This is a genomic window from Streptomyces sp. NPDC016851, assembly GCF_055562795.1.
Genome location: NZ_JBVHEP010000001.1, coordinates 57,043 through 79,306, shown reverse-complemented (window position 1 = coordinate 79,306; position 22,264 = coordinate 57,043). Strand labels below are relative to the sequence as shown.

20 protein-coding genes and 1 tRNA gene are annotated in these 22,264 nt (G+C 69.0%); 11 read left to right on the top strand and 10 right to left on the bottom strand.

Going from position 1 to position 22,264, the window contains the following annotated elements; translation table 11 throughout:
* Window positions 1-21: 21 nt before the first annotated feature.
* A complete protein-coding gene (locus ACZ3I3_RS00355; protein WP_467361957.1) occupies window positions 22-1,926 on the bottom strand; it encodes an NAD-binding protein in 1,905 nt (634 codons plus the stop codon).
* 319 nt (window positions 1,927-2,245) lie between these two features.
* On the opposite strand from ACZ3I3_RS00355, the gene ACZ3I3_RS00350 reads away from it, so the two are divergent.
* The 3 genes from ACZ3I3_RS00350 to ACZ3I3_RS00340 all read left to right on the top strand — a co-directional run bounded on the left by ACZ3I3_RS00350 (window position 2,246) and on the right by ACZ3I3_RS00340 (window position 5,724).
* A complete protein-coding gene (locus ACZ3I3_RS00350; RefSeq protein WP_467361317.1) occupies window positions 2,246-2,761 on the top strand; it encodes a hypothetical protein in 516 nt (171 codons plus the stop codon).
* A gap of 104 nt (window positions 2,762-2,865) precedes the next feature.
* The gene (locus ACZ3I3_RS00345; protein ID WP_467361316.1) at window positions 2,866-4,398 is read left to right on the top strand and encodes an SPFH domain-containing protein; all 1,533 of its coding nucleotides are present in this window, start codon (window positions 2,866-2,868) and stop codon (window positions 4,396-4,398) included.
* A 264-nt stretch (window positions 4,399-4,662) separates the two neighbouring features.
* On the top strand, window positions 4,663-5,724 hold the full coding sequence (locus tag ACZ3I3_RS00340; protein ID WP_467361315.1) for a PucR family transcriptional regulator: 1,062 nt from the start codon (window positions 4,663-4,665) through the stop codon (window positions 5,722-5,724).
* Window positions 5,725-6,037: 313 nt separating this feature from the next.
* Here ACZ3I3_RS00340 and ACZ3I3_RS00335 read toward each other — a convergent pair.
* Window positions 6,038-6,121 (bottom strand) — tRNA-Leu (locus tag ACZ3I3_RS00335).
* A 473-nt stretch (window positions 6,122-6,594) separates the two neighbouring features.
* Between ACZ3I3_RS00335 and ACZ3I3_RS00330 the strand changes: the two genes are divergently transcribed.
* From ACZ3I3_RS00330 to ACZ3I3_RS00300, 7 genes are all read left to right on the top strand, one after another.
* Entirely contained in the window at window positions 6,595-7,455 is an 861-nt protein-coding gene (locus ACZ3I3_RS00330; RefSeq protein ID WP_399413631.1) for an FhaA domain-containing protein, read from the top strand.
* Between the two features lie 10 nt (window positions 7,456-7,465).
* Complete coding sequence (locus tag ACZ3I3_RS00325; protein WP_020273104.1) at window positions 7,466-7,975, top strand: FHA domain-containing protein FhaB/FipA; 510 nt, start codon at window positions 7,466-7,468, stop codon at window positions 7,973-7,975.
* A gap of 140 nt (window positions 7,976-8,115) precedes the next feature.
* Window positions 8,116-9,669: a Stp1/IreP family PP2C-type Ser/Thr phosphatase gene (locus ACZ3I3_RS00320; RefSeq protein ID WP_467361313.1), complete on the top strand. Its 1,554-nt coding sequence runs from the start codon at window positions 8,116-8,118 to the stop codon at window positions 9,667-9,669.
* Between the two features lie 27 nt (window positions 9,670-9,696).
* Window positions 9,697-11,142 (top strand): FtsW/RodA/SpoVE family cell cycle protein, encoded by a 1,446-nt coding sequence (locus ACZ3I3_RS00315; protein ID WP_467361312.1) that lies wholly within the window; start codon window positions 9,697-9,699, stop codon window positions 11,140-11,142.
* Window positions 11,139-12,617, top strand: coding sequence for a peptidoglycan D,D-transpeptidase FtsI family protein (locus ACZ3I3_RS00310; protein WP_467361311.1), 1,479 nt, complete (start codon window positions 11,139-11,141; stop codon window positions 12,615-12,617). Before ACZ3I3_RS00315 ends, ACZ3I3_RS00310 begins: the two co-directional genes overlap by 4 nt.
* Window positions 12,618-12,785: 168 nt before the next feature.
* Window positions 12,786-14,813 (top strand): Stk1 family PASTA domain-containing Ser/Thr kinase, encoded by a 2,028-nt coding sequence (pknB, locus tag ACZ3I3_RS00305; RefSeq protein ID WP_467361310.1) that lies wholly within the window; start codon window positions 12,786-12,788, stop codon window positions 14,811-14,813.
* A gap of 194 nt (window positions 14,814-15,007) precedes the next feature.
* Window positions 15,008-15,388 carry a hypothetical protein gene (locus ACZ3I3_RS00300; protein WP_467361308.1) on the top strand — a complete coding sequence of 127 codons (381 nt, stop codon included), beginning with the start codon at window positions 15,008-15,010 and terminating at the stop codon, window positions 15,386-15,388.
* Window positions 15,389-15,457: 69 nt separating this feature from the next.
* Here ACZ3I3_RS00300 and ACZ3I3_RS00295 read toward each other — a convergent pair whose 3' ends face one another.
* The 6 genes from ACZ3I3_RS00295 to ACZ3I3_RS00270 are packed head-to-tail and all read right to left on the bottom strand — an operon-like array spanning window position 15,458 to window position 19,795.
* Entirely contained in the window at window positions 15,458-16,210 is a 753-nt protein-coding gene (locus tag ACZ3I3_RS00295) for a class E sortase (RefSeq protein WP_467361307.1), read from the bottom strand.
* A 13-nt stretch (window positions 16,211-16,223) separates the two neighbouring features.
* The gene (locus ACZ3I3_RS00290; protein WP_467361305.1) at window positions 16,224-17,432 is read right to left on the bottom strand and encodes a class E sortase; all 1,209 of its coding nucleotides are present in this window, start codon (window positions 17,430-17,432) and stop codon (window positions 16,224-16,226) included.
* Window positions 17,429-18,067, bottom strand: a complete 639-nt coding sequence (locus tag ACZ3I3_RS00285; RefSeq protein WP_467361303.1) for an aminodeoxychorismate/anthranilate synthase component II — start codon at window positions 18,065-18,067, stop codon at window positions 17,429-17,431. The genes ACZ3I3_RS00290 and ACZ3I3_RS00285 overlap by 4 nt, the downstream gene beginning before the upstream one ends.
* Window positions 18,064-18,261 carry a hypothetical protein gene (locus ACZ3I3_RS00280; RefSeq protein ID WP_020273112.1) on the bottom strand — a complete coding sequence of 66 codons (198 nt, stop codon included), beginning with the start codon at window positions 18,259-18,261 and terminating at the stop codon, window positions 18,064-18,066. The genes ACZ3I3_RS00285 and ACZ3I3_RS00280 overlap by 4 nt, the downstream gene beginning before the upstream one ends.
* A gap of 17 nt (window positions 18,262-18,278) precedes the next feature.
* Complete coding sequence (locus tag ACZ3I3_RS00275; RefSeq protein WP_467361302.1) at window positions 18,279-18,992, bottom strand: class E sortase; 714 nt, start codon at window positions 18,990-18,992, stop codon at window positions 18,279-18,281.
* 23 nt (window positions 18,993-19,015) lie between these two features.
* Window positions 19,016-19,795 carry a DUF881 domain-containing protein gene (locus tag ACZ3I3_RS00270; protein WP_467361300.1) on the bottom strand — a complete coding sequence of 260 codons (780 nt, stop codon included), beginning with the start codon at window positions 19,793-19,795 and terminating at the stop codon, window positions 19,016-19,018.
* Between the two features lie 139 nt (window positions 19,796-19,934).
* Between ACZ3I3_RS00270 and crgA the strand changes: the two genes are divergently transcribed.
* On the top strand, window positions 19,935-20,189 hold the full coding sequence (crgA, locus tag ACZ3I3_RS00265) for a cell division protein CrgA (protein ID WP_086846254.1): 255 nt from the start codon (window positions 19,935-19,937) through the stop codon (window positions 20,187-20,189).
* A gap of 257 nt (window positions 20,190-20,446) precedes the next feature.
* On the opposite strand, the gene ACZ3I3_RS00260 is transcribed toward crgA, so the two are convergent.
* Both ACZ3I3_RS00260 and ACZ3I3_RS00255 read right to left on the bottom strand, forming a co-directional pair.
* The gene (locus ACZ3I3_RS00260) at window positions 20,447-21,337 is read right to left on the bottom strand and encodes a rhomboid family intramembrane serine protease (RefSeq protein ID WP_467361299.1); all 891 of its coding nucleotides are present in this window, start codon (window positions 21,335-21,337) and stop codon (window positions 20,447-20,449) included.
* Window positions 21,338-21,435: 98 nt separating this feature from the next.
* Window positions 21,436-21,963 (bottom strand): peptidylprolyl isomerase, encoded by a 528-nt coding sequence (locus ACZ3I3_RS00255; protein WP_467361298.1) that lies wholly within the window; start codon window positions 21,961-21,963, stop codon window positions 21,436-21,438.
* Window positions 21,964-22,264: the final 301 nt, after the last annotated feature.

Genomic DNA, 22,264 nt, shown 5'->3' with positions numbered 1-22,264 from the left:
TGCGGCGGCGTAAGACATGCCTCATGCATCAGTGGTCCGCGCCCCCGTCCGTGACCGCCGACCGAGGAGTTCGGCCAGGCCCTGGCGTGTCGCGGCGAGTACCACGCGGTCTTCGGGCCGAAGGACATAGCCGGGGTGCAGGTCCCATACGAGTCCGCCGGGGCGGTCGGCACCGTAGTGCGCCGGTGTGGCGGCGAGGTCCGGCAGCCGCTCGCCCGGTTCGGCCGTGTCCAGCGCCAGAACGCGCCACTTACCGGGACGGAACGACTCGGCGATGGTGCGCCCTTCCAACTGCGGGTGCCCGGCGACACCGAGGGCGGCGAAGAGCAGGACGCGGCGCTCGACGGGTATCGCCCCGAGGACCTGGCGGCCCATCATGGCCCCGGCGAAGGCGGGGGCCGCGAGGGTCGAGACGCTGCGGCTGCGGGTGAGGGCGCGCGGGTGGGCGGTGCGCAGGGTGCGGTAGACAGCGGTGGCGAAGGCGTCGTCGTACAGGCGCAGGGCCACCCGCAGGTCCGGTTTGACGGAGCGTGCGTACAGGGCGGATTCGAGGTTGGTGGTGTCGTGGCTGGTGAGAGCCAGCAGGGAGTGCGCGCGGTGGATCTTTGCGGCCTCCAGCACGCCCTCCTGGGTGGCGTCACCGAGGACGGTGGGGACGCGCAGTCGGCGGGCGAGCGGGAGGCCGCGCGCTTCCGGGTCCTCTTCGACGCACACCACCGGGATGTCGAGCTCCCGGAGACGCGCCAGGACCCGGGTGCCGACCTTGCCGAGGCCGACCAGGACGACGTGGCCGGTCAGGCCGCGGGGTGGCCGGCGCAGCGCGGAGGCCGTGCGGAACGTGCCGAGAGCCTCCAGGACGGCCGCGAGCAGGACGGGCATCAGCAGCAGACCGGCCAGTCCGGCGAGGAGCTGGAGCACCTGACGCGCGGTGGGCTCGTCGAGGGCCGGGTCGCCGATCGCGAAGAGGTCGAGCAAGGTGAGGTAGGCGGCGTGCAGCGGGTGGTGCCCGGTGGTCAGCCAGGTGGCGATCGCCACCCCCAGGACGCAGCCCAGGAGCCCGGCCAGTGACCAGCGCAGCCGACGCGAGAACAGAGAGCCGAGCGGCAGTCCGCGCCCCGCCAGCCGTCGCGGTCCGGGACCGGAAGCCGTGTGCGTGACCGTTTCGAGGACCACCGTGCCGTGCCCGGTGGCGCCCGCGACCGTGTCGTCGTCCGGGAGCAGAATCGGCGCCTCCCGGCCGCTGGCGTCCGAACCTTCCGCTCCGGCCGGGTCGCTGGTGGTCGCCGACAGCAGGGCCAGGGTGCACAGGCCTGGATCGGCGACCCGGCCGTGACCGGGTGGAGTGCGTTCCACGGCGCGCAGCAGCAGTCCGTCGGCCTGGACGACCTTGCTGGTGCCCGCGACGGCGGTGGCCGCGAGTGCGGGTGCCGCGGTGTCGGCGTCCGACAGGACGGTGGTGGAGGTGTCCAGGGCCTCGGGGTCCAGGCCGGGGCCGGCGAGGGTGGCGGCCTGGTCGAGGAGTTCTTCCAGGTGCTGTCCGAGCTTGCGGTTGTAGAGCCGGATGACCAGGCGCAGCCGGGGGTTGAGACGGCGGGCGGCCAGCGCGGCGTGGATGTTGGTCTCGTCGTCGTCATGCACGAGCGCCAGCGCGGCGGCCTCACGCACGCCCAGCTCGGCCAGGGCGGCTTCGTCGAGGACGGCGGTCTCGACGATGCGGGCTGTGCCGGTCGCGCCCGAATCGGCCGAGTCCTCCGTGCGGTTCATGGCGGCCTGTATCCGGCCGAGCAGCGCGGCGGCGCGCGCCCTTCCGGTGCTCGCGCCGGGCCGCGGCAAGGACGGTACGACGAGAGTGACCCGCTCCCGGTACACCGTGGCGAGCTCGGCGGCCAGCCGCTCGGCGAGCGCGTCGTCCCCGCACACGATCATGTGGCCCGGACGCGGCACGCCAGGCGAGGGCTGAGGGAATGTGAGCACCACGTCGGGACCCCCGTTCGGCGAAGCTTCTCCGCCTTCTTCCGTCAAGATCGCCGACCAGACTTCCCGGCACACCGTTGGGAACGGTACAGCTTCCTGACGCGGCGTCACAGAGCATCGGCACGGCTTCGCCCGCCGACCGTCCGACTGTTCGGGGTGCGGCATTAAAAGCCGCGTAAAGATTGCCGGAATCGGGCAATGTCTCGCCCGGTGTCCGCGTGTGACGATGCCTGCGACAACGGGGGAAGGGCAAGGAGAGGCGGTGTGCGCGATGGCCTGGTTTCTCGGGCTCGGCATAGCGGGGGTCGTCCTCCTTGCCCTGTCGTTCGTCCTTGACGGCGTACTCGAAGGACTGCTCGACGGAGTCGCCGTGGTGGACGGCCTGCTCGATGGGCTGCTGTCTCTGCCGGTGATCGCCGGGTTCTTGTCCATGTTCGGTTTCTCCGGGGCGATCGTCATGGGGGCAACCGGACTGGGCCCGATGGGAGCCGCGGTGATCGGGGTGCCGGCCGGTGTCCTCACCGGCTGGTTCGCCTACCGCCTGAGCCGGGCTCTGATGCGTGACTCCTCCGGCGCCGCTCCGCGTGACGCCGACTTGATCGGCATATCCGGCTCGGTGGTGACCGCGATCCCCGCCGAGGGCTACGGCGAGGTGCTGGTGCACGTGGCCGGGCAGCCGAGGAAGTTCGCGGCCAAGAGTTCGGTTGCCGTGGCCCGGGGCGCCGACGTCTGGGTCGAGCAGGCGCTGTCGCAGTCGGCGGTGTCCGTACGTCCCGTCGAACGCTGACCCGGCGAAACGGTCCTCCTTTCCGGCACCCGGCCGAGGTGCCGTTCTCATCCACACATCCGTTACCGAATGCCGTCCTCAGGGAGGGCTGAGGGGACATCACCATGAGCTCTGTCGCCATCGCGGTGGGAGGGGTCTTCGTACTCCTCGTACTGCTCGCGCTGGTCGTCGTCAGCCGGTACAAGGTCGCCGGCCCCAGCCAGGCGTTCATCGTCACCGGGCGGCGCGGCAAGAAGGCCACCGACCCCGAGACCGGCCGGGTCTTCACCGACAACAGCGGCCAGAAAGTCGTGGTCGGCGGCGGCGTGTTCGTCGTGCCGTTCGTGCAGCAGAGGTTCACCCTCGACCTCTCCTCGCGACACATTCCCGTCGCGGTGCGCGGCGCGGTCACCCTGCGCGGTGTGAAGGCCAACCTGGAGGGCGTCGCCATCGTCAAGGTCGGCGGTAGCGAGGACGCCATCCGCGCCGCCGCCCAGCGGTTCCTGATGCAGCAGGACGGCATCGTCGGCTTCACCCAGGAGGTGCTCTCCGGCGCGCTGCGCGCCATTGTGGGCCGGATGTCGGTGGAGGACATCATCCGCGACCGGGCCGCGTTCGCCGGCCAGGTCGCCGAGGAGGCGGAGGCAAGCCTGTCCGGGCAGGGGCTGGTGCTGGACGCGTTCCAGATCCAGGACATCACCACCGAGGGCTCCTACCTGGAGGACCTCGGCCGGCCCGAGGCCGCCCGCGCCAGGCAGGAAGCCGACATCGCCGAGGCGGTCGCCCGGCGCGCGGCCGAGCAGGCGCGGCTGAAGGCCGAGGAGGAGATCGCGATCGCCCAGCGGACCTTCTACCTCAAGCAGGCCGAGATCAAGGCCGAGACCGACGAGGCCGCGGCCCGCGCCGCGGCCGCCGGCCCGCTGGCGGAGGCCGCACGTCAGCAGGAGATCCTCGTCCAGCAGGAGAAGGTCGCCGAGCGGCAGGCCGAACTGACCGACCGGCAACTCGACACTCAGGTCCGCAAGCCCGCCGACGCCCAGCGCTACGCCGCCGAGCAGGAGGCTGAGGCCAAGCGCGTGGCCCGCGTGAAGCAGGCCGAGGCGGAGCGGCTGGCCGCCATCGCCGCCGCGCAGGCGGAGGCCGAGCGGTCCCGGCTCACGGGTGAGGGCGAGAAGCAGCAGCGCAGCGCGCTGGCCGAGGCGCACGCGATCGAGGGTCTCAAGCAGGGTGAGGCAGAGCGGTCCCGGCGTGCGGCGATCGCCGAGGCGGTGCGGCTGGAGGGCGAGGCCGAGGCGGCGGCGATCGGCGCGAAGGGTGAGGCCGAGGCCGAGGCGATGCGGAAGAAGGCCGACGCCTTCTCCCAGTACGGCGACGCGGCCGTGCTGCAGATGCTCGTCGAGGTGCTGCCGCAGGTGGTCGCCAAGGCGTCGGAGCCGCTCAGCGCGGTGGACAAGATGACGGTCATCTCCACCGACGGCGCGAGCCAGCTGTCCCGCACCGTCGCCGACAACGTGGCCCAGGGCGTCGAACTCCTCAGCTCCACAACGGGAGTCGACCTCGCCGAGCTGCTGAAGAGCATCACCCAGCGCAACGGTGACGTCCAGTCCTCGACCACGTCGGCCACCGCCGAGGCCAACGGAAAGATCCAGATCGGCTGAGAGCAGGCAGCCGGCACAGGGGCCCGCGCGGCATCGAGCCGCCGGGCCCCTCCTGGGGCGGTATATCGGAACCTGTCGTACGCGGCACTGGCTACATCCCGTGGCAGCGGGAGCGCGACTACTTCGCTGCCCTGCTGGGCCGGGGTCAGCTATGACGTGTGGGCGGCATGAGGTGAGGTGTGAAGCGGGTTCGGCCGGACGTCTGCCACTCTGGCCCGCTGTGCGTGGGGAACGCCGGCGGAGCAACAACATCGAGGAGCTCGCGTGACGCGGTCAGCCATAACCGACGAGTACCTGGAGGGTTATGCCGGGATCCTGGCCACCGTCTGTGCCACGGGCCGACGCCTCACCCGGAACGAGCTGGAGTCCCTGCGTGCCCGGGGAGAACGCGCCGCGGAGGCGGGCCTGGGACTACGTCTTCTGGTCCGCCGGCATCTGTCCGCGGCCCGCGAGCTCTCGCCCACTCTGTCGCCTGCCGGTGCCGACCTTGTGCTCGCCGCCGTGGAGCAGGCGGTGGACGCCTTCGCCGAGGGATACGAACGGTCCCAGAAACTCGCGGTGAGGCAGCAAGAGGCCGCGCGGCGGGAGTTCATCGACGACCTGCTCTACGGCCGCAGTGACCTGGGTCGCCTGGCCGAACGGGCGGAGCGCTTCGGCCTGCTCCTCTCCCGCGCCCACGCGGTCGCCGTCGCCCAGGGCGCCACGCCGGTCGACGACACGCACCCGGCGACCCGGCAGGTGGAGAGCGCCCTGGTCGCCCGGTTCGGAGAGCGCCGCATCCTGCTCACCACCAAGGACGGCCGCCTGGTCTGCATCGCGCCCGGCGACCAGGACGACGTGCTCGCCTTCTTCGCCAAGCAGGCGCATGCGGCCACCGACGGTGGCCGGGTCGCCCTCGGCCGCGCCCACCCCGGCGCCGGCGGGGTCGTCCACTCCTACGAGGAAGCCCTCAACGCCCTCGACCTGGCGGACCGCCTGGAGCTGGAGGAGCCCGTGCTGCGCGCCGCCGACCTGCTCGTCTACCCGGTCCTCACCCGCGACCGGCAGGCCATGGCCGACCTCGTACACAACGCCCTCGGCCCGCTCCGGGCCGCTCGCGGCGGCGCCCAACCCCTCCTCGACACCCTCACCGCGTACTTCGACTCCGGCTGCATCGCGGCCGAGGCGGCACGCCGCCTGCGCCTGAGCGTGCGGGCCCTGACCTACCGCCTGGAACGCATCCACAAGCTCACCGGCACCAACCCGGCCGACCCCGTCCACCGCTACACCCTGCAGACCGCCGTCATCGGCGCCCGGCTGCTCGGCTGGCCCGGCCACGAGGTCTGACCCGGGTGCCGACCAGGAGCTGTCCGGGCGATCATGTGACCGCCCGGCGCCTGGGTCGTTGCTGTGGCCATGGGGCGGGGCGATCTGAGGGAATCACTGATCGTGGACTCCGAAGGGCCACATCACCCAGCACTGAGACCTTCCTCACAGAGAGCGCACCCCGAGAGCTGCTCAAGCAAGATCCACACACGAACGTGGATCACCGGCGGCCCTCAGCCACCGACGGCCCGCTCCACCATGCCCAGAGACAGACATCACACCCCAGAAACAGGAATGGGCGGCATCGCCACTGCGATGCCGCCCTCTTCCGCTGTGCGCGAGGGGGGAGTTGAACCCCCACGCCCTTGCGGGCACTGGAACCTGAATCCAGCGCGTCTGCCTATTCCGCCACCCGCGCATTGGGTGTGTCGTAGGCTCCTGCCCCAGGGGGCCTGGCGCCTTCCGACACCCAGAACATTAGCACGCGGGGCGGGGTGGATTCACATCCGTTCTTCCGCAGGCAGACCCGCCTCCGAACCTTCGGTGCCCCGGCCACGTATCAACGCGTGAGCCGCACGTATCAACCTCGTACCGGTACCCCCTGTCTCCCCAGGAGGCGGTCGGGGTCCACAGCCGGGTGCGGGACACTGGTCTTCAGCCGCCTCTACGATCCTTGTCAGGAGTACGCGAGAGCGGTTGCGCGGCAGCCGTACCACCGGAGGAGTTCGAAGGGGAGCTCCACAGGGAACTTCGTCATCCGTCGACATCCGTCGGCCGTGCTGACAGGGGGAACCAGCCGATCGAGCGGCGCGTGGATACGATCAGTAAGCAGTACCAGGCAAGCGGCCCGCAGGGCAGTACACAGGACGGCAGCGACGGAGGAGGTGCCCCATGGGAGTCCTGAAGAAGTTCGAGCAGCGTCTCGAAGGTCTGGTCAACGGCACCTTCGCCAAGGTGTTCAAGTCCGAGGTCCAGCCCGTGGAGATCGCCGGCGCGCTCCAGCGCGAGTGCGACAACAACGCCACCATCTGGAACCGCGACCGGACGGTCGTGCCCAACGACTTCATCGTGGAGCTGAGCACGCCGGACTTCGAGCGGCTCAGCCCCTACTCCGGCCAGCTCGGCGACGAGCTCGCCGGCATGGTGCGTGACTACGCCAAGCAGCAGCGCTACACCTTCATGGGCCCGATCAAGGTGCACCTGGAGAAGGCGGAGGACCTGGACACCGGCCTGTACCGGGTGCGCAGCCGTACGCTCGCCTCCTCCAGCAGCCAGGCCCCGTCAGGCGCCGCCGCGCCCGCCGCCCCGCCCGCCGGACGCCCCGGTGGCTACGGCTACCCGCCGGCCGCCGCGCCCGCGGGCGCCCCGCCCATGCCCGCCGCGCCGCCGCCCGGCGGCCGCCCCGGCGGGTACGGCTACCCGCCGGCCGCGAGCGCCCAGCGGCCCCCGGCCGCCCCGGCCGCCGGCGGACGCACGCGCCACTGGATCGAGATCAACGGCACACGCCATCAGATCTCCCGCCCGACGCTGGTGCTGGGCCGCAGCACCGACGCCGACGTGCGGATCGACGACCCCGGCGTCTCCCGCCGGCACTGTGAGATCCGGACCGGAACGCCCTCGACGATCCAGGATCTCGGATCCACCAACGGCATCGTGGTGGACGGGCAGCACACCACCCGCGCTACGCTCCGCGACGGCTCGCGGATCGTCGTGGGCAGTACCACCATCATTTACCGGCAAGCCGAAGGGTGAAGCGGGGGCAATGTCAGAGCTGACCCTCACGGTCATGCGGCTGGGTTTCCTGGCCGTACTGTGGCTGTTCGTGATCGTGGCCGTGCAGGTCATCCGGAGCGACCTGTTCGGTACGCGCGTCACCCAGCGCGGATCGCGCCGGGAGGCCGGCCGGCAGCAGCAGGCCGCCCGCCAGGCCCCGCCGCAGCAGCGCCAGCAGTCCGGCGGCGGACGGCGCGGCCGTAACGCTCCCACCAAGCTCGTCGTGACCGAGGGCACCCTCACCGGCACCACGGTCGCGCTCCAGGGCCAGACCATCACCCTGGGCCGGGCGCACGACTCGACGATCGTGCTGGACGACGACTACGCCTCCAGCCGCCATGCCAGGATCTACCCGGACCGCGACGGCCAGTGGATCGTCGAGGACCTCGGCTCCACCAACGGCACCTACCTGGACCGGAACCGGCTGACGACTCCCACACCGATTGCGCTGGGCGCGCCGATCCGCATCGGCAAGACCGTCATCGAGCTGCGGAAGTAGTGCTACATCATGGATAGGCGCGAGCGGAGCGAGCACGCAGCGGCGGGCCCCACCCCGGGCCCCGGCGCGCTCCCGACCGGAGGGTGGGCAGTGTGGCTCGACACGACCGGCTGTACCCGGAGCCGACAGGCGAGGTGCGCATGAGTCTGTCACTGCGCTTCGCCGCCGGATCGCACAAGGGGATGATCCGGGAGGGCAACGAGGACTCCGGATACGCCGGCCCGCGCCTGCTCGCCATCGCCGACGGCATGGGCGGCGCCGCCGCGGGCGAGGTCGCCTCCTCCGAGGCCATCTCCACGATCGTCGCGCTCGACGACGACGTCCCCGGCTCCGACCTCCTCACCTCGCTCGGCACGGCCGTACAGCGCGCCAACGACCAGCTGCGCTCGATGGTCGAGGAGGACCCCCAGCTGGAGGGCATGGGGACGACCCTCACCGCCCTGCTCTGGACCGGCCAGCGCCTCGGCCTGGTGCACGTCGGCGACTCGCGCGCGTACCTCCTGCGCGACGGCGTCCTGACGCAGATCACGCAGGACCACACCTGGGTGCAGCGCCTGGTCGACGAGGGCCGCATCACCGAGGAAGAGGCCACGACCCATCCGCAGCGCTCGCTCCTCATGCGTGCGCTGGGCTCCGGCGACCACGTCGAGCCCGACCTCTCCATCCGCGAGGTCCGTGCCGGCGACCGCTACCTGATCTGCTCCGACGGCCTGTCCGGCGTGGTGTCCCACCAGACCCTTGAGGACACCCTCGCCAGCTACCAGGGCCCCCAGGAGACCGTCCAGAACCTGATCGAGCTGGCGCTGCGCGGCGGCGGCCCGGACAACATCACCGTCATCGTCGCCGACGTTCTCGACCTCGACACCGGCGACACCCTCGCCGGGCAGCTGTCCGACACCCCGGTCGTGGTCGGCGCCGTCGCCGAGAACCAGCACCAGCTGCAGGACAACGCCTTCATGCAGACCCCCGCCGGCCGCGCCTCCGGCCTCGGCCGCCAGGGGCACGGCCAGGGCGGCGGCGGCGAGTTCGGTCCGCCCGGCTCCGGCGACACCACCGGCTACATCCCGGCGGCCGGCCTGGACTACGGCGACGACGACTTCGTCAAGCCCCGCAGGAAGGGCCGCTGGCTGAAGAGATCCTTCTACGGCGCCCTCGCGCTGGCCGTCATCGGCGGCGGCCTGTACGGCGGCTGGCGCTGGACGCAGACGCAGTACTACGTCGGCGTCGAGGACGAACACGTCGCGCTGTACCGGGGCATCAGCCAGGACCTGGCGTGGGTGTCGCTGTCGAAGGTCGAGAAGGACCACCCCGAGATCGAACTCAAGTACCTGCCGCCCTACCAGCAGAAGCTGGTCAAGGCGACCATCGCCGAGGGCGGGCTGAAGAACGCCCAGGCGAAGATCCAGGAACTGTCGGTGCAGGCCTCCGCGTGCAAGAAGCAGGCGCAGCGGCGCGAAGCCGAGAGCCAGAACAACGCCAAGACCGGCGAGGGCGAGGCCGGGGGCACCACGGGAACCACTCCCGCCTCCTTCACGTCCAAGGCCACACCGACGCCGAACCCGTCGAACCCGTCGGGCTCGCCGTCGACGCCTGAGAAGTCCCCGAACCCGTCCACGACCGCACCTACTCCCAGCCCCGGCCCCAGCCTCTCGGAGGAAGAGCAGAAGGTCGTCTCGCTGTGCGGTAAGCAGTAGGCAAGCCGTGAGAGGCCCTGTTACACGATGAGCGGTACGAATACGTCGCACTCGCCGCAGCACCACACGTCCACGATCGGCGCGATCGGCGCACCGAGCAGACGGAACACCGAGCTGGCACTGCTGGTGTTCGCCGTCGTCATCCCGGTGTTCGCCTACGCCAACGTCGGCCTGGCCATCAACGACTCGGTACCGCCGGGTCTGTTGAGCTACGGCCTGGGACTCGGGCTGCTCGCGGGCGTCGGCCATCTGGTCGTACGGAAGTTCGCACCGTACGCGGACCCGCTGATGCTGCCACTGGCGACGCTGCTGAACGGACTGGGGCTCGTAGCCATCTGGCGGCTCGACCAGTCCGAGCTGCTGCAACAGATCAAGCAGGCAGGCACGGCCGCGCCCCGGCAGCTGATCTACACGGCCCTGGGCATCGCCTTGTTCGTCGCCGTGTTGATCTTCCTCAAGGATCACCGCGTCCTGCAGCGCTACACCTACATCTCCATGGTCGGCGCGCTGATCCTGCTGCTCCTGCCGCTGGTTCCGGGCCTCGGCCGGAACGTCTTCGGCGCGAGGATCTGGATCCAGGTCGGCAGCTTCTCCATTCAGCCCGGTGAGTTCGCGAAGATCGTGCTCGCGGTGTTCTTCGCGGGCTATCTGATGGTCAAACGGGACGCGCTCGCGCTCGCCAGCCGCCGCTTCATGGGCCTGTACCTGCCGCGTGGCCGCGACCTCGGCCCGATCGTCGTCGTCTGGGCGATCTCGATCCTCATCTTGGTCTTCGAGACCGACCTCGGTACGTCGCTGCTGTTCTTCGGCATGTTCGTGATCATGTTGTACGTCGCCACCGAGCGGACCAGCTGGATCGTCTTCGGTCTGCTGATGTCCGCGGTCGGCGCGGTCGGCGTGGCCAGCTTCGAGCCGCACATCCAGCAGCGTGTCAACGCCTGGCTCGACCCGATGCGCGAGTACCTGCTCTCCCGCGCGAACCAGGTCGGCCACTCCGAGCAGGCCATGCAGGCGCTGTGGGCCTTCGGTTCCGGGGGCACGCTCGGCACCGGCTGGGGCCAGGGCCACTCCGACCTGATCCGGTTCGCTGCCAACTCCGACTTCATCCTCGCTACCTTCGGCGAGGAGTTGGGCCTGGCCGGCCTCATGGCGATCCTGCTGCTGTACGCATTGATCGTGGAGCGCGGCGTGCGCACCGCCCTCGCCGCCCGCGACCCGTTCGGCAAGCTGCTCGCCATCGGCCTGTCCGGCGCCTTCGCACTCCAGGTGTTCGTCGTGGCCGGCGGCGTGATGGGGCTCATCCCGCTGACCGGTATGACGATGCCGTTCCTGGCGTACGGCGGTTCCTCCGTCATCGCCAACTGGGCGCTGATCGGCATCCTGCTCAGGATCAGCGACACCGCCCGCAGGCCGGCTCCCGCTCCCGCCGGCAACCCCGACGCCGAGATGACCCAGGTGGTCCGCCCGTCATGAACAAGCCCCTGCGCCGGATCGCGATCTTCTGCGGTCTGCTCGTCCTGGCACTGCTCATCCGCGACAACTGGCTCCAGTACGTCCAGGCCGACGAGCTCAGGACCGACAAGAACAACCGCCGCGTCATCATCCAGCGGTACGCCTCGCCGCGCGGCGACATCATCGTCGGCGGACAGCCGATCACCGGCTCGACCGAGACGTCGGGCAGCGACTTCAAGTTCAAGCGGACCTACAAGGACGGCCCGATGTGGGCCCCGGTCACCGGGTACGCCTCGCAGGCCTTCGGCGCCACCCAGCTGGAGTCCATCGAGGACGGCATCCTCACCGGCAACGACGACCGGCTCTTCTTCCGCAACACCCTCGACATGCTCACCGGCAAGAAGCAGGAGGGCGGCAACGTCGTCACGACGTTGAACGCCGCCGCGCAGAAGGCCGCGTACAACGGTCTGAAGAAGCAGGGCGGCAAGGGCGCCGTCGTCGCCCTGGAGCCGTCCACCGGCAAGATCCTGGCCCTGGCCTCCTACCCGTCGTACGACCCGTCGTCCTTCGCCGGCAACTCCACGACCACGGACACCGAGGCCTGGCAGAAGCTGCAGAAGAAGAACAACCCCGACGACCCGATGCTCAACCGGGCGCTGCGCGAGACCTACCCGCCCGGCTCCACCTTCAAGGTGGTCACCGCGGCCGCCGCCCTGGAGGACGGGCTCTACACGGACCCGAACCAGAAGACGGACTCGCCGGACCCGTGGGTCATGGAGGGCACCACCACCAAGCTGCCGAACGAGGGCAACATCCCCTGCAAGAACGCGACGCTCCGGGTCGCCCTGCAGTACTCCTGCAACACCGTCTTCGGCAAGATCGGCTCGGACCTCGGCAACGACAAGATGCTGGACATGGCGAAGAAGTTCGGCTTCACCGAGGAGCAGTTCACACCGGTCCGCGCCAACGCCTCGGTCTTCTCCGACGACATGAACCCCTCAGAGACCGCGCTGTCCTCCATCGGCCAGTTCAACACCGCCGCGACCCCGCTCCAGATGGCCATGGTCGCCTCGGCCGTCGCCAACGACGGCAAGCTGATGAAGCCGTACATGGTCGACGAGCTCCAGGCCCGCAGCGTCGACACCCTCGAGAAGACCGACCCCGAGGAGCTCAGCCAGCCGCTGTCCTCGGAGAACGCCCAGAAGCTCCAGTCGATGATGGAGACGGTCGTCGACGAGGGCACGGGCTCCAACGCCAAGATCCCGGGCGTCACGGTGGGCGGCAAGACCGGTACCGCCCAGCACGGTGTCGACAACAGCGAGAACCCCTACGCGTGGTTCATCTCGTACGCCAAGGACAGCGACGGCAGCGCGCCGGTCGCCGTGGCGGTCGTGATCGAGGACGACAACGCCGTCCGTGACGACATCTCCGGCGGCGGCCTCGCGGCGCCGATCGCGAGGAACGTGATGGAGGCGGTCATCAAGAGCAAGCAGTGACCCCGCTCACGTCTGCTTCACATCGATGCACGTTGCGATACCGGTCCTGTATCGGCTGACGGGCTCGGCCAGGTCACACAAAGCGAGCCGGGTACGGTAGGCCCGGACGGCAGCCTCCGACCGTACAAGCTTCCGGTCGGGACCGACGGAGAGGGCTGGTAGGTAGCTATGGAAGAGCCGCGTCGCCTCGGCGGCCGGTACGAACTGGGCCAGGTGCTCGGGCGTGGTGGCATGGCGGAGGTCTACCTCGCGCATGACACCCGCCTCGGCCGCACCGTGGCGGTGAAGACGCTGCGCGCGGATCTCGCGCGTGACCCTTCCTTCCAGGCCCGGTTCCGCCGGGAGGCCCAGTCGGCCGCCTCGCTCAACCATCCCGCGATCGTCGCGGTCTACGACACGGGCGAGGACTACATCGACAACGTGTCGATCCCGTACATCGTCATGGAGTACGTAGACGGCTCGACGCTCCGCGAACTGCTCCACTCCGGCCGCAAGCTGCTGCCGGAGCGGTCCATGGAGATGACCATCGGCATCCTCCAAGGCCTGGAGTACGCCCACCGCAACGGCATCGTCCACCGTGACATCAAGCCCGCGAACGTCATGCTGACGCGCAACGGCCAGGTCAAGGTGATGGACTTCGGCATCGCCCGCGCCATGGGCGACTCCGGCATGACCATGACGCAGACCGCGGCGGTCATCGGCACGGCCCAGTACCTCTCGCCTGAGCAGGCGAAGGGCGAGCAGGTCGACGCCAGGTCGGACCTCTACTCGACCGGCTGTCTGCTCTACGAGCTGCTGACGGTGAGGCCCCCCTTCGTCGGCGACTCCCCGGTCGCCGTCGCGTACCAGCACGTCCGGGAAGAGCCGCAGGCGCCGAGCGTCTTCGACCCCGAGATCACGCCCGAGATGGACGCGATCGTCCTGAAGGCACTGGTCAAGGACCCCGACTACCGCTACCAGTCGGCCGACGAGATGCGCGCCGACATCGAGGCCTGCCTCGACGGGCAGCCGGTCGCGGCCACGGCCGCGATGGGCTCGGTGGGTTACGGCGGCTACCCCGACGACCAGCCGACGACGGCCCTGCGCGCGGACTCCGGCGCGGGCGCCACGTCGATGCTGCCCCCGATGAACCCGGACGACGACGGCTACGACGACCGCCCGGACCGGCGCCGCCAGCAGCAGCGCAAGTCCAACACCTCGACGATCCTGCTGGTCGTGGCGGGCATCCTCGTACTGGTCGGAGCGATCCTGATCGGGCGGTGGGCGTTCAGCGGCAACGGAGGGGTGGGCAACGACACCATCCCCGCGCCCAACTTCGTCGGTGAGACCCAGCAGAGCGCCGAGAAGCTAGCCGAGAACTCCGACCTGAAACTGACCTTCTCCAAGAAGCCCTGCGAGAACCAGGCCAAGGGCAACATCTGCGACCAGGACCCGAAGGCCAAAACGGACGTCCAGAAGGGCGACACCATCTCCCTGGTGGTGTCGACCGGGGCGCCGAAGGTGGCTGTGCCGAGCGTCGTGGGCGACAGCCTCGAAGACGCCAAGGCGAAGCTGGGGGACGACAAGTACGAGTTCGTCGTCGAGACGAAGTCGAAGGAGTCCCCCGAGGAGCCCGGCACCGTCCTCGAGCAGAACCCGCGCCTCGGCGAGGAGGTGGAGAAGGGCTCCACGATCACCCTCACCGTCGCCAAGGAGGCGGAGAAGTCCACCGTCCCGGACGTCCTCGGCCAGAACTGTGACCAGGCCAAGCAGCAGATGCAGGCCAGCAACCTGGTCGGCAACTGCACCGAGGTGGAGACCGACGACGACAGCCAGGTCGGCAAGGTCATCCAGACCACGCCGCAGGCCGGCACGTCGGTCGACCCGAACTCGTCGGTCAACATCCAGATCGGCAAGAAGAAGGAACAGCAGAAGACGCGCGTGCCCCAGGTCGTCGGCCAGAACGTCGGCCAGGCCAAGCAGATCCTCGCGGCGGCCGGCTTCACCAACATCCAGTTCGCGGGTGGCAGCGACCAGAGCGACACCGCCATCGTCGCCGCCCAGGACCCGCAGGGTAACCAGGAGGTCGACGACCCGGCGGGGACGACGATCACCCTCCAGACCGTCGGCCTCGGCGGCAACAACGGCGGCAACAACAACGGCGGCGGTGGCAACGGCGGCCTCTTCGGCGGCATCAGCGGCCGCGAGGAGGACTGACAGCCCGTTGCAGAACGGTGATGGCCCCCGGCTCCCCTTGAAGGGAGCCGGGGGCCATCACCGTTATTCGTCCGCTTCTTGATCACAAGTCAGTTACCATGTCCACGTAAAGTTCATAGGACTCGTGAGGCCTGGACAGGCCTCAGAATCCAGAGGCGGGGAGACATTTGAAGAGGACGGCGCAGATACTCGGTGTGGCAGCGACCGCCATGCTCATAGGGACCCTGACCACCAGTCCGGCTCAGGCGGCTGCGGTGAGCCCGAGTTGCAAGACCACGGGTGCGGACGGCTTCATCTTCATCCCCGACTTCTCCGGCGCGGTGTCGTCACTCAAGCTCGAATGGCACATCACGGACACTCTCGCGGACGACCACCACGCGCGAATCCGCTTCCTGTCCAAGCAGCACAACGGGAAGATTCACTACTGGCCGTGGCACAAGGCGACGGGTGGTAAGGGTGACCACGAGTACGCTTCCACCACCGCCAATGACGACTACGGCATTTTCGAGGTCGGCGCCGAGGTGGCCCGCTTCGAAGGCAACACCAAGCTGAACTCCTGCGTCGACTGGGCCTGACGAAGGTGTGGCATGGCCCGAAGGTGCGGTAGCAAGACGCAGCTTCGGGCCTCAGCCTGTGGAATGGGTTCAGCCCAGTTCCTTCGGCGGTGTCCGGTCCGCGTTCACCTTCTCGACGCGTTCCAACTCGCCCCACACGACGTACCGGTACGTGCTGGTGTACACCGGCGTGCAGGTCGTCAGCGTGATGTAGTGGCCCGGCTTCTTCTTTCCGGACTCCTTCGGGACCGGCGAGAGGACCTTCACGTTGTACTTCGAGGTCTCGGGAAGGATGTCGTAGACCTTGTAGACGTACCACTTGTCCTTCGTCTCGAAGACGATCGGGTCGCCCTTCTTGATCTTGTCGATGTTGTGGAACTCGGCTCCGTGCCCGTCCCGGTGGGCCGCGAGGGAGAAATTGCCCTTCTTGCCCGACATCGGCAGGACCGCCTTGACGGGATCGGTGTAGTACCCGGCGACACCGTCGTTGATGACCTTGTTCGACGTGCCCTTCTCGACCAGGACCTCGCCGTTGCTCATCGCCGGCACGTGCAGGAACCCGATGCCGTTCTTGGTGTCCAGCGCACCGGGGCCGCCCCGGCCGTGAGCCCAGTCGTCACGGACCTTGTCCGCCTGCTTCCCGGCCGCGCGGTCGGCGACCACGTTCGTCCACCAGAGCGAGTAGGCGACGAACAGGCCCAGCACCAGGCCCGCGGTGATGAGGAGCTCGCCGAAGACGCTCACCGCCATGGCGATCGGGCCGGGACGGCGCCGGGCTGCGGACGGCCGGGACGCCCCCGCGCCGGTGTGCTCTTCGTGCTCCGTGTCGGTGGTCGCTGCCACTGGTCATCTGCCCTTAACTGACGAGCGCATCCGGCTTGCCCTTGCTGCGCGGCCGTTCCTCGTCCATCTTGCCCCAGACGATCATCCGGTACTTGCTGGTGAACTCCGGCGTGCACGTGGTCAGCGTGATGTAACGGCCGGGCTCGGTGAACCCCGACCCCGGGGGGACGGGGTTCAGAACGCTCGTGTTGCTGGGCGGCGTGACCGGCAGGATCGACGCCATCTTGTAGACGTAGTACTTGTCCTGCGTCTCCACGACGATCGGATCGCCCTTGGTGAGCCTGTTGATGTACCGGAACGGTTCTCCATGGGTGTTGCGGTGGCCCGCGAGCCCGAAGTTCCCGGTCTTGTCCCCGGGCATCGCCGTCTTCAGCGCGCCCTCGGCGTAGTGGCCGACCATGCCCCGGTCGAGCACGCCCTTGCTGTTCGTGCCCTCGGCGATCGGCACCACCACGTCCAGCTTCGGGATGTGCAGGATGGCGAAGCCCTGCCCGGGCTCGAAGACCCCCGGGTTGCGCTTGCCGTTCGCCCAGTCGTCCTGGAGGCTGCTGGCCTCCTTGCCGGCCTGCGCGTGCGCCCGCACGTTCGTCCACCACAGCTGGTACGTGACGAACAGCAGCATCAGCACACCGGTGGTGATGAACACCTCACCTATCGCCCGGCTCGCCACCACCGCCGGACCCGGCTTGCGCGCCCGCGCCTGCCGCCGCGCCTCGACCCGCGACAGCGGAGCCCGCCGCTCCTCCCGCCCCGAGCCCCGTCCCGAGCCCCGCGCCGATCCCTGGACCGATTCCTGAGTCGATTCCTGAGCCGAGCGGCCCTCCGAAGCGCCGCCATGACGCCCGTGACGGCGCTTGGCGGCCTTTCTGCGGGCCGCACGGCCGCCGTGGGCAGGTCCGCCGTGCCGCGGCGCGGAAGAGCCCGGAGAGCCGGATACGGGGTCACCGGCCGCGGTCGGTGGCGGATCCGGTATCCGCAGCGCCACCGTCTCCTCGTCGGCCGGAGGCAGATACGGCTCGTCCGGGACGGGCTCGTACGACGCCGGGTACGGCTCGGGCGAGGACGGGTACGGCTCGGGCGAGGACGGCTGCGGCTGCGGTTCCGGCCGCGGAGAGGCCCCGTACGCCCCTCCACCCGACCAGTCCTCGAACGCACCCGCCACCCCGTACGACTGCTGCCCGTACGAGGTGTCGGACTCGCGCTCGGGGCGCAGCGCCGTCACGCCGTGGCCCTGCCCACCACCGGGGCGAGCCCGGCCGACCTCGCCACCGCGCCCTGGTCGCCGCACTCCACCAGCCAGTTGGCGAGCATCCGGTGCCCGTGCTCGGTCAGCACCGACTCGGGGTGGAACTGCACGCCCTCGACCGGGAGTTCGCGGTGCCTCAGCCCCATGACGATCCCGTCGTGCGTCCGGGCCGTGACCTCCAGCTCGGCCGGGACCGTCGCGGGCTCGGCGGCCAGAGAGTGGTAGCGCGTCGCCGTGAAGGGCGACGGCAGACCCACGAAGACACCCCGGCTGGTGTGCTCGACCAGCGAGGTCTTGCCGTGCAGCAGCTCGGGCGCACGGTCCACGACCCCGCCGTACGCCACCTGCATCGACTGCATGCCGAGGCAGACACCGAACACCGGGACGCCCGTCGCGGCGCAGTGCCGGACCATGTCGACACAGACGCCCGCCTGCTCCGGGGTGCCCGGACCCGGGGAGAGCAGGACACCGTCGAAGCCGTCCTGGGCGTGCGCCGTCGACACCTCGTCGTTGCGCAGGACCTCGCACTCGGCGCCCAGCTGGTACAGGTACTGGACCAGGTTGAAGACAAAGCTGTCGTAGTTGTCGACGACGAGAATGCGCGCGCTCACTGGTTGTCCACCGTCACATCGTTGAAGGGCAGCAGCGGTTCCGCCCACGGGAAGACGTACTGGAAGAGGACGTAGACCACGGCCACGACCAGGGCGAGTGAGATCAGCGCCTTCACCCACGTGTTCCCCGGCAGATGCCGCCAGATCCAGCCGTACATGCCGTCCCTTCCGTCGTACCACGGCACCAGACCCACGCCGTACAGCCACCAGACTAACGGCGCAACGCCTCAGGTTTCCCTGCCTCCACAGGCTGTGTGGAGTCCAGGTGCGCCCAGACGATCAGCCGATGACTGTGGCCCCACTCCGGTTCGCACGTGGTCAGCGTCAGATAGCGGCCCGGACGCGTGTACCCGGATGTACGTGGGACAGGATCGATCACCTCGATATCGGAGGGCACTGTTTTGTGCGGGCCTTTGTCGATCCGATACGTGAACCAGGTCGTGCCGTCGGTCAGCACCACGGCGTCACCCCGCCTCAGCTGGGGAAAGTCCTTGAAGGGGTCGCCGTGGGTGCGGCGGTGGCCGGCGACCGCGAAGTTCCCCTTCTGACCGAGCTGAGCGGTCTCCGCGTAGTGGCCCAGGCCCTTCTTCAGCGTGCCGGTGGCCGTGCCTTCGAGCACCGGCTTGTTCCACGTGAAACCAAGACGCGGGATGTACATGATCGCGAAAGGCTTGCCCTTGGCGTAGGGCGCGGGCTTCGGCGGGCCCGCGGTGTTCGCGGTGTTCCCGGGGTTCCCGGTGGAGGAGCCGGCCGCCGTGGAAGGCACGCTCGACTTCGCCCACTGCTCCTGGAGCAGTTCGATCTGGTCGTCCATGACGTCGTCGGCCCGCACGCCGGTCCAGAACAGCACGTAGACCACGAACAGCACGATCACGCTGCCGACGGTGATGCACAGTTCGCTGACGGTCCTGACGATCACACGCACCGGCGGCTCCCCCGGCCAGGCTGCTACTCCACAGGTTTCGCGTAGTGCAGATCCACTGTGCCCGAGTAGCCGGGAAGAGTCACCGGCCCGTTCTCCTCGACTTTCCAGCCGAGCCCGTAGACGTTGACGTAGACCATGTAGTTCTGGATCGCCGGGGACGCCGCGAGCGCCTTCTGGAGCTTGTCCGGGTCACCGACCGCCGTGATCTTGTACGGCGGAGAGTAGACGCGGCCCTGGAGGATCAGGGTGTTGCCCACGCAGCGCACGGCGCTGGTGGAGATCAGCCGCTGGTCCATGACCTTGATGCCCTTGGCCCCGCCCTGCCACAGCGCGTTCACGACGGCCTGGAGGTCCTGCTGGTGGATGACCAGGTAGTCGGGCTGCGGCTCGGGATAGCCGGGCAGCTTGGCGGTGGCGTCCGGCGGGGCGTCGTTGAGGGTGACCGAGAGCGACTCGCCCTTGAGCTTCTGCGTGCCCGCGCGCTTCTCCAGGGCGGCGAGTTTGTCGTCCTCCGCCTTGGTGCTGCCGTCGTCGCGCTCGGCGAGCGCCTCTATCTCCTTGCGCAGGGTCCCGTTGGTCTCGTCCAGCGCGCCGTTCTCCCGGCTGCGCTCCTGGATGAGGTCGGACAGCTTCAGCAGCGAGGCGTCCGTGCGGATGTCGGTGCCCTTGGCGGTGTTGAAGCTGGTGAAGAAAATGAGTCCCGCGAGAGCGAAGACGGCCGCCGTGAGGATCCGCACGGGCCGGAAACGGCGCGCGCGCTCAGGGGTGGATCCCGTCCCGGGGGAGTCGGCAGAATTGCTCAACGTACCCTTATCTCCTTCGGCGCCACGGAAGCACTACGCTAACGGACGCCCGGGGGAGCACTCAGAGTCCCCTTACGCTGCCCCGAGACCGACTCAGTTACCTGCGCGGCCACGCAGCGCATCGACAGGAGAGACCCTCGTGCCGAAGTCACGTATCCGCAAGAAGGCCGACTACACGCCGCCGCCTGCGAAGCAGACGACCGCCATCAAGCTGAACAGCCGTGCCTGGGTCGCACCCGTCATGCTGGCCATGTTCCTCATCGGCCTGGCCTGGATCGTGGTCTTCTACGTCACCGACGGCTCGCTGCCCATCGATGCGCTGGGCAACTGGAACATCGTGGTCGGCTTCGGCTTCATCGCCGCCGGATTCGGTGTCTCGACCCAGTGGAAGTAGCGGTCACCGGCAGGTGAACGCAGCTCTGCCCAGGGTTGTTCACTGAGTTATCCACAGCGGTTTTCCACAGGTGGAAAAGAAACGACGATCTGTGGATAACTCGCTGAGTGTTGACGCCGGTATGACGGAAGTACCGCGACTCGAAAACTTGTTCGCCCCCTGCCTGACCTGCGAAAACGCTGGTCGATGTCAGGGGGCACAGGTGTTCCCGCACACTATGCACAAGATCCGCCACCCGCTGTGGACAACGTTCGCGCTCAGCTGAGCTGGGCCGTCCTCAACAGGGTCAACAGGATGACCACCGCGAGGACCAGCGCACACGTGCCGTACTGGATCAGGGCACGTCGCTCGCGCGGGGCGCGGACCATGGCGTATCCGACGAGGACACCGGCGACGAGGCCGCCGATGTGGGCCTGCCACGAGATGTTGAAGCCCGGGCTGAAGGTGAAGATCAGGTTGATCACGAGCAGCGCGATGATGGGCCGCATGTCGTAATTGCGCTGGCGCAACAGCACGGCCGTGGCGCCGAACAGGCCGAAGATCGCGCCGGAGGCGCCCAGCGTCGCCGTGTTCGGGGAGGCCAGCAGATAGGCCAGGGTGCTGCCCGCGAGTCCGGAGAGGATGTAGAGCGCGAGATAGCGCACACGGCCGAAAGCCGCTTCGAGCGGGCCGCCGAGCCACCAGAGGCTGAGCATGTTCAACGCGATGTGCCAGATCTCCTGGTGCGTGAACATCGACGTCACCATGCGGTACCACTCACCGCCCGCCACTCCCTGGGTGGGCGTGAAGGGCGCGGGCGGCCAGGCGCCGACCAGGGCGAGGTCGATCGCGAGCGACTCATGGGCCCGGATGGCGATGAAGACGGCCAGGTTGATCCCGATGAGGATCTTGGTCAGCAGGCGGGGATCGGCGTGGAGGGTGCCGCCGGCGATCGTCCGGGGCATGGCAGCCGTGGGCGCGTGACCGGTGCCGGAGCCGCTGCGGACGCACTCGGGGCACTGGAAGCCGACGGAGGCGTTGACCATGCACTCGGGGCAGATCGGGCGCTCGCAGCGGGTGCAGCGGATGCCCGTCTCGCGTTCCGGGTGGCGGTAGCACATGGGGACGCTGTGGGCGTCCTGCGGGCTGCCCGCAGCCTTGTCGTCCATGGGATCCCCTTGGTCGTGAGAGAAAAGCCCGCCCCGCTCATCTTTACGGATGAGCGGGGCGATTGGTTCCCTGCGAGGGCTTCGGCACTCGGCGGGTCTCAGCGGTTCTCGATGACGACCGACTCGATGACCACGTCGTTGAGCGGGCGGTCGGTGCGCGGGTTCGTCTGGGCCGTGGCGATGGTGTCCACGACCTTCTGGCTGGCCGCGTCGGTGACCTCGCCGAAGATGGTGTGCTTGCGGTTCAGCCACGCCGTCGGGGAGACGGTGATGAAGAACTGCGAGCCGTTGGTGCCCGGGCCGGCGTTGGCCATCGCCAGCAGGTAGGGCTTGTCGAAGCGCAGGTCCGGGTGGAACTCGTCCTCGAACTGGTAGCCGGGGCCGCCGGTGCCGTTGCCCAGCGGGTCACCGCCCTGGATCATGAAGCCGCTGATCACCCGGTGGAAGACCGTGCCGTCGTAGAGCCTGTCCGTGGTCTTCTGTCCCGTCTCCGGGTGCGTCCACTCCCGCTCGCCCTGGGCGAGCTCGACGAAGTTCTTGACCGTCTTGGGGGCGTGGTTCGGCAGAAGCCGGACTTCGATGTCGCCGTGGTTGGTCTTCAGGGTGGCGTAGAGCTGCTCAGCCACGATCTGCCTTCCGTTGTCTTTCTGTGACTCCCTGATCCTCGCATGGACGGGGCCCCGCGTCGCCCGACCTCGGTTCATGGGAGGTAAACCGGGTCGATCACTTGCGGAAAACCAGTCGAGTAGTCCCGGGCCGGGGGCGCGCGGCGGCGATCCGTGGCATTGTCGACGACAAGCTCCTGTTGAACCCTATTCATCCGCTATTGCAGGTGATCGGCTCCCGATCAGTGTTCGGTCCGCTCTTGATCGGTTTTCGACCGGAGGTGGCCCGGAGCCGGCTCCCGTGACCCGGATGCCCGCCCGC

What these genes read in the sequence shown, in the direction of transcription:
- ACZ3I3_RS00315 (WP_467361312.1), top strand. Translation starts at nt 9,697, where the DNA reads ATGAGCGGTACGAATACGTCGCACTCGCCGCAGCACCACACGTCCACG.
- ACZ3I3_RS00355 (WP_467361957.1), bottom strand. Translation starts at nt 1,926, where the DNA reads ATGATCGTGTGCGGGGACGACGCGCTCGCCGAGCGGCTGGCCGCCGAG.
- ACZ3I3_RS00330 (WP_399413631.1), top strand. Translation starts at nt 6,595, where the DNA reads ATGGGAGTCCTGAAGAAGTTCGAGCAGCGTCTCGAAGGTCTGGTCAAC.
- ACZ3I3_RS00310 (WP_467361311.1), top strand. Translation starts at nt 11,139, where the DNA reads ATGAACAAGCCCCTGCGCCGGATCGCGATCTTCTGCGGTCTGCTCGTC.
- ACZ3I3_RS00350 (WP_467361317.1), top strand. Translation starts at nt 2,246, where the DNA reads ATGGCCTGGTTTCTCGGGCTCGGCATAGCGGGGGTCGTCCTCCTTGCC.
- pknB (WP_467361310.1), top strand. Translation starts at nt 12,786, where the DNA reads ATGGAAGAGCCGCGTCGCCTCGGCGGCCGGTACGAACTGGGCCAGGTG.
- ACZ3I3_RS00345 (WP_467361316.1), top strand. Translation starts at nt 2,866, where the DNA reads ATGAGCTCTGTCGCCATCGCGGTGGGAGGGGTCTTCGTACTCCTCGTA.
- ACZ3I3_RS00260 (WP_467361299.1), bottom strand. Translation starts at nt 21,337, where the DNA reads ATGGACGACAAGGCTGCGGGCAGCCCGCAGGACGCCCACAGCGTCCCC.
- ACZ3I3_RS00320 (WP_467361313.1), top strand. Translation starts at nt 8,116, where the DNA reads ATGAGTCTGTCACTGCGCTTCGCCGCCGGATCGCACAAGGGGATGATC.
- ACZ3I3_RS00325 (WP_020273104.1), top strand. Translation starts at nt 7,466, where the DNA reads ATGTCAGAGCTGACCCTCACGGTCATGCGGCTGGGTTTCCTGGCCGTA.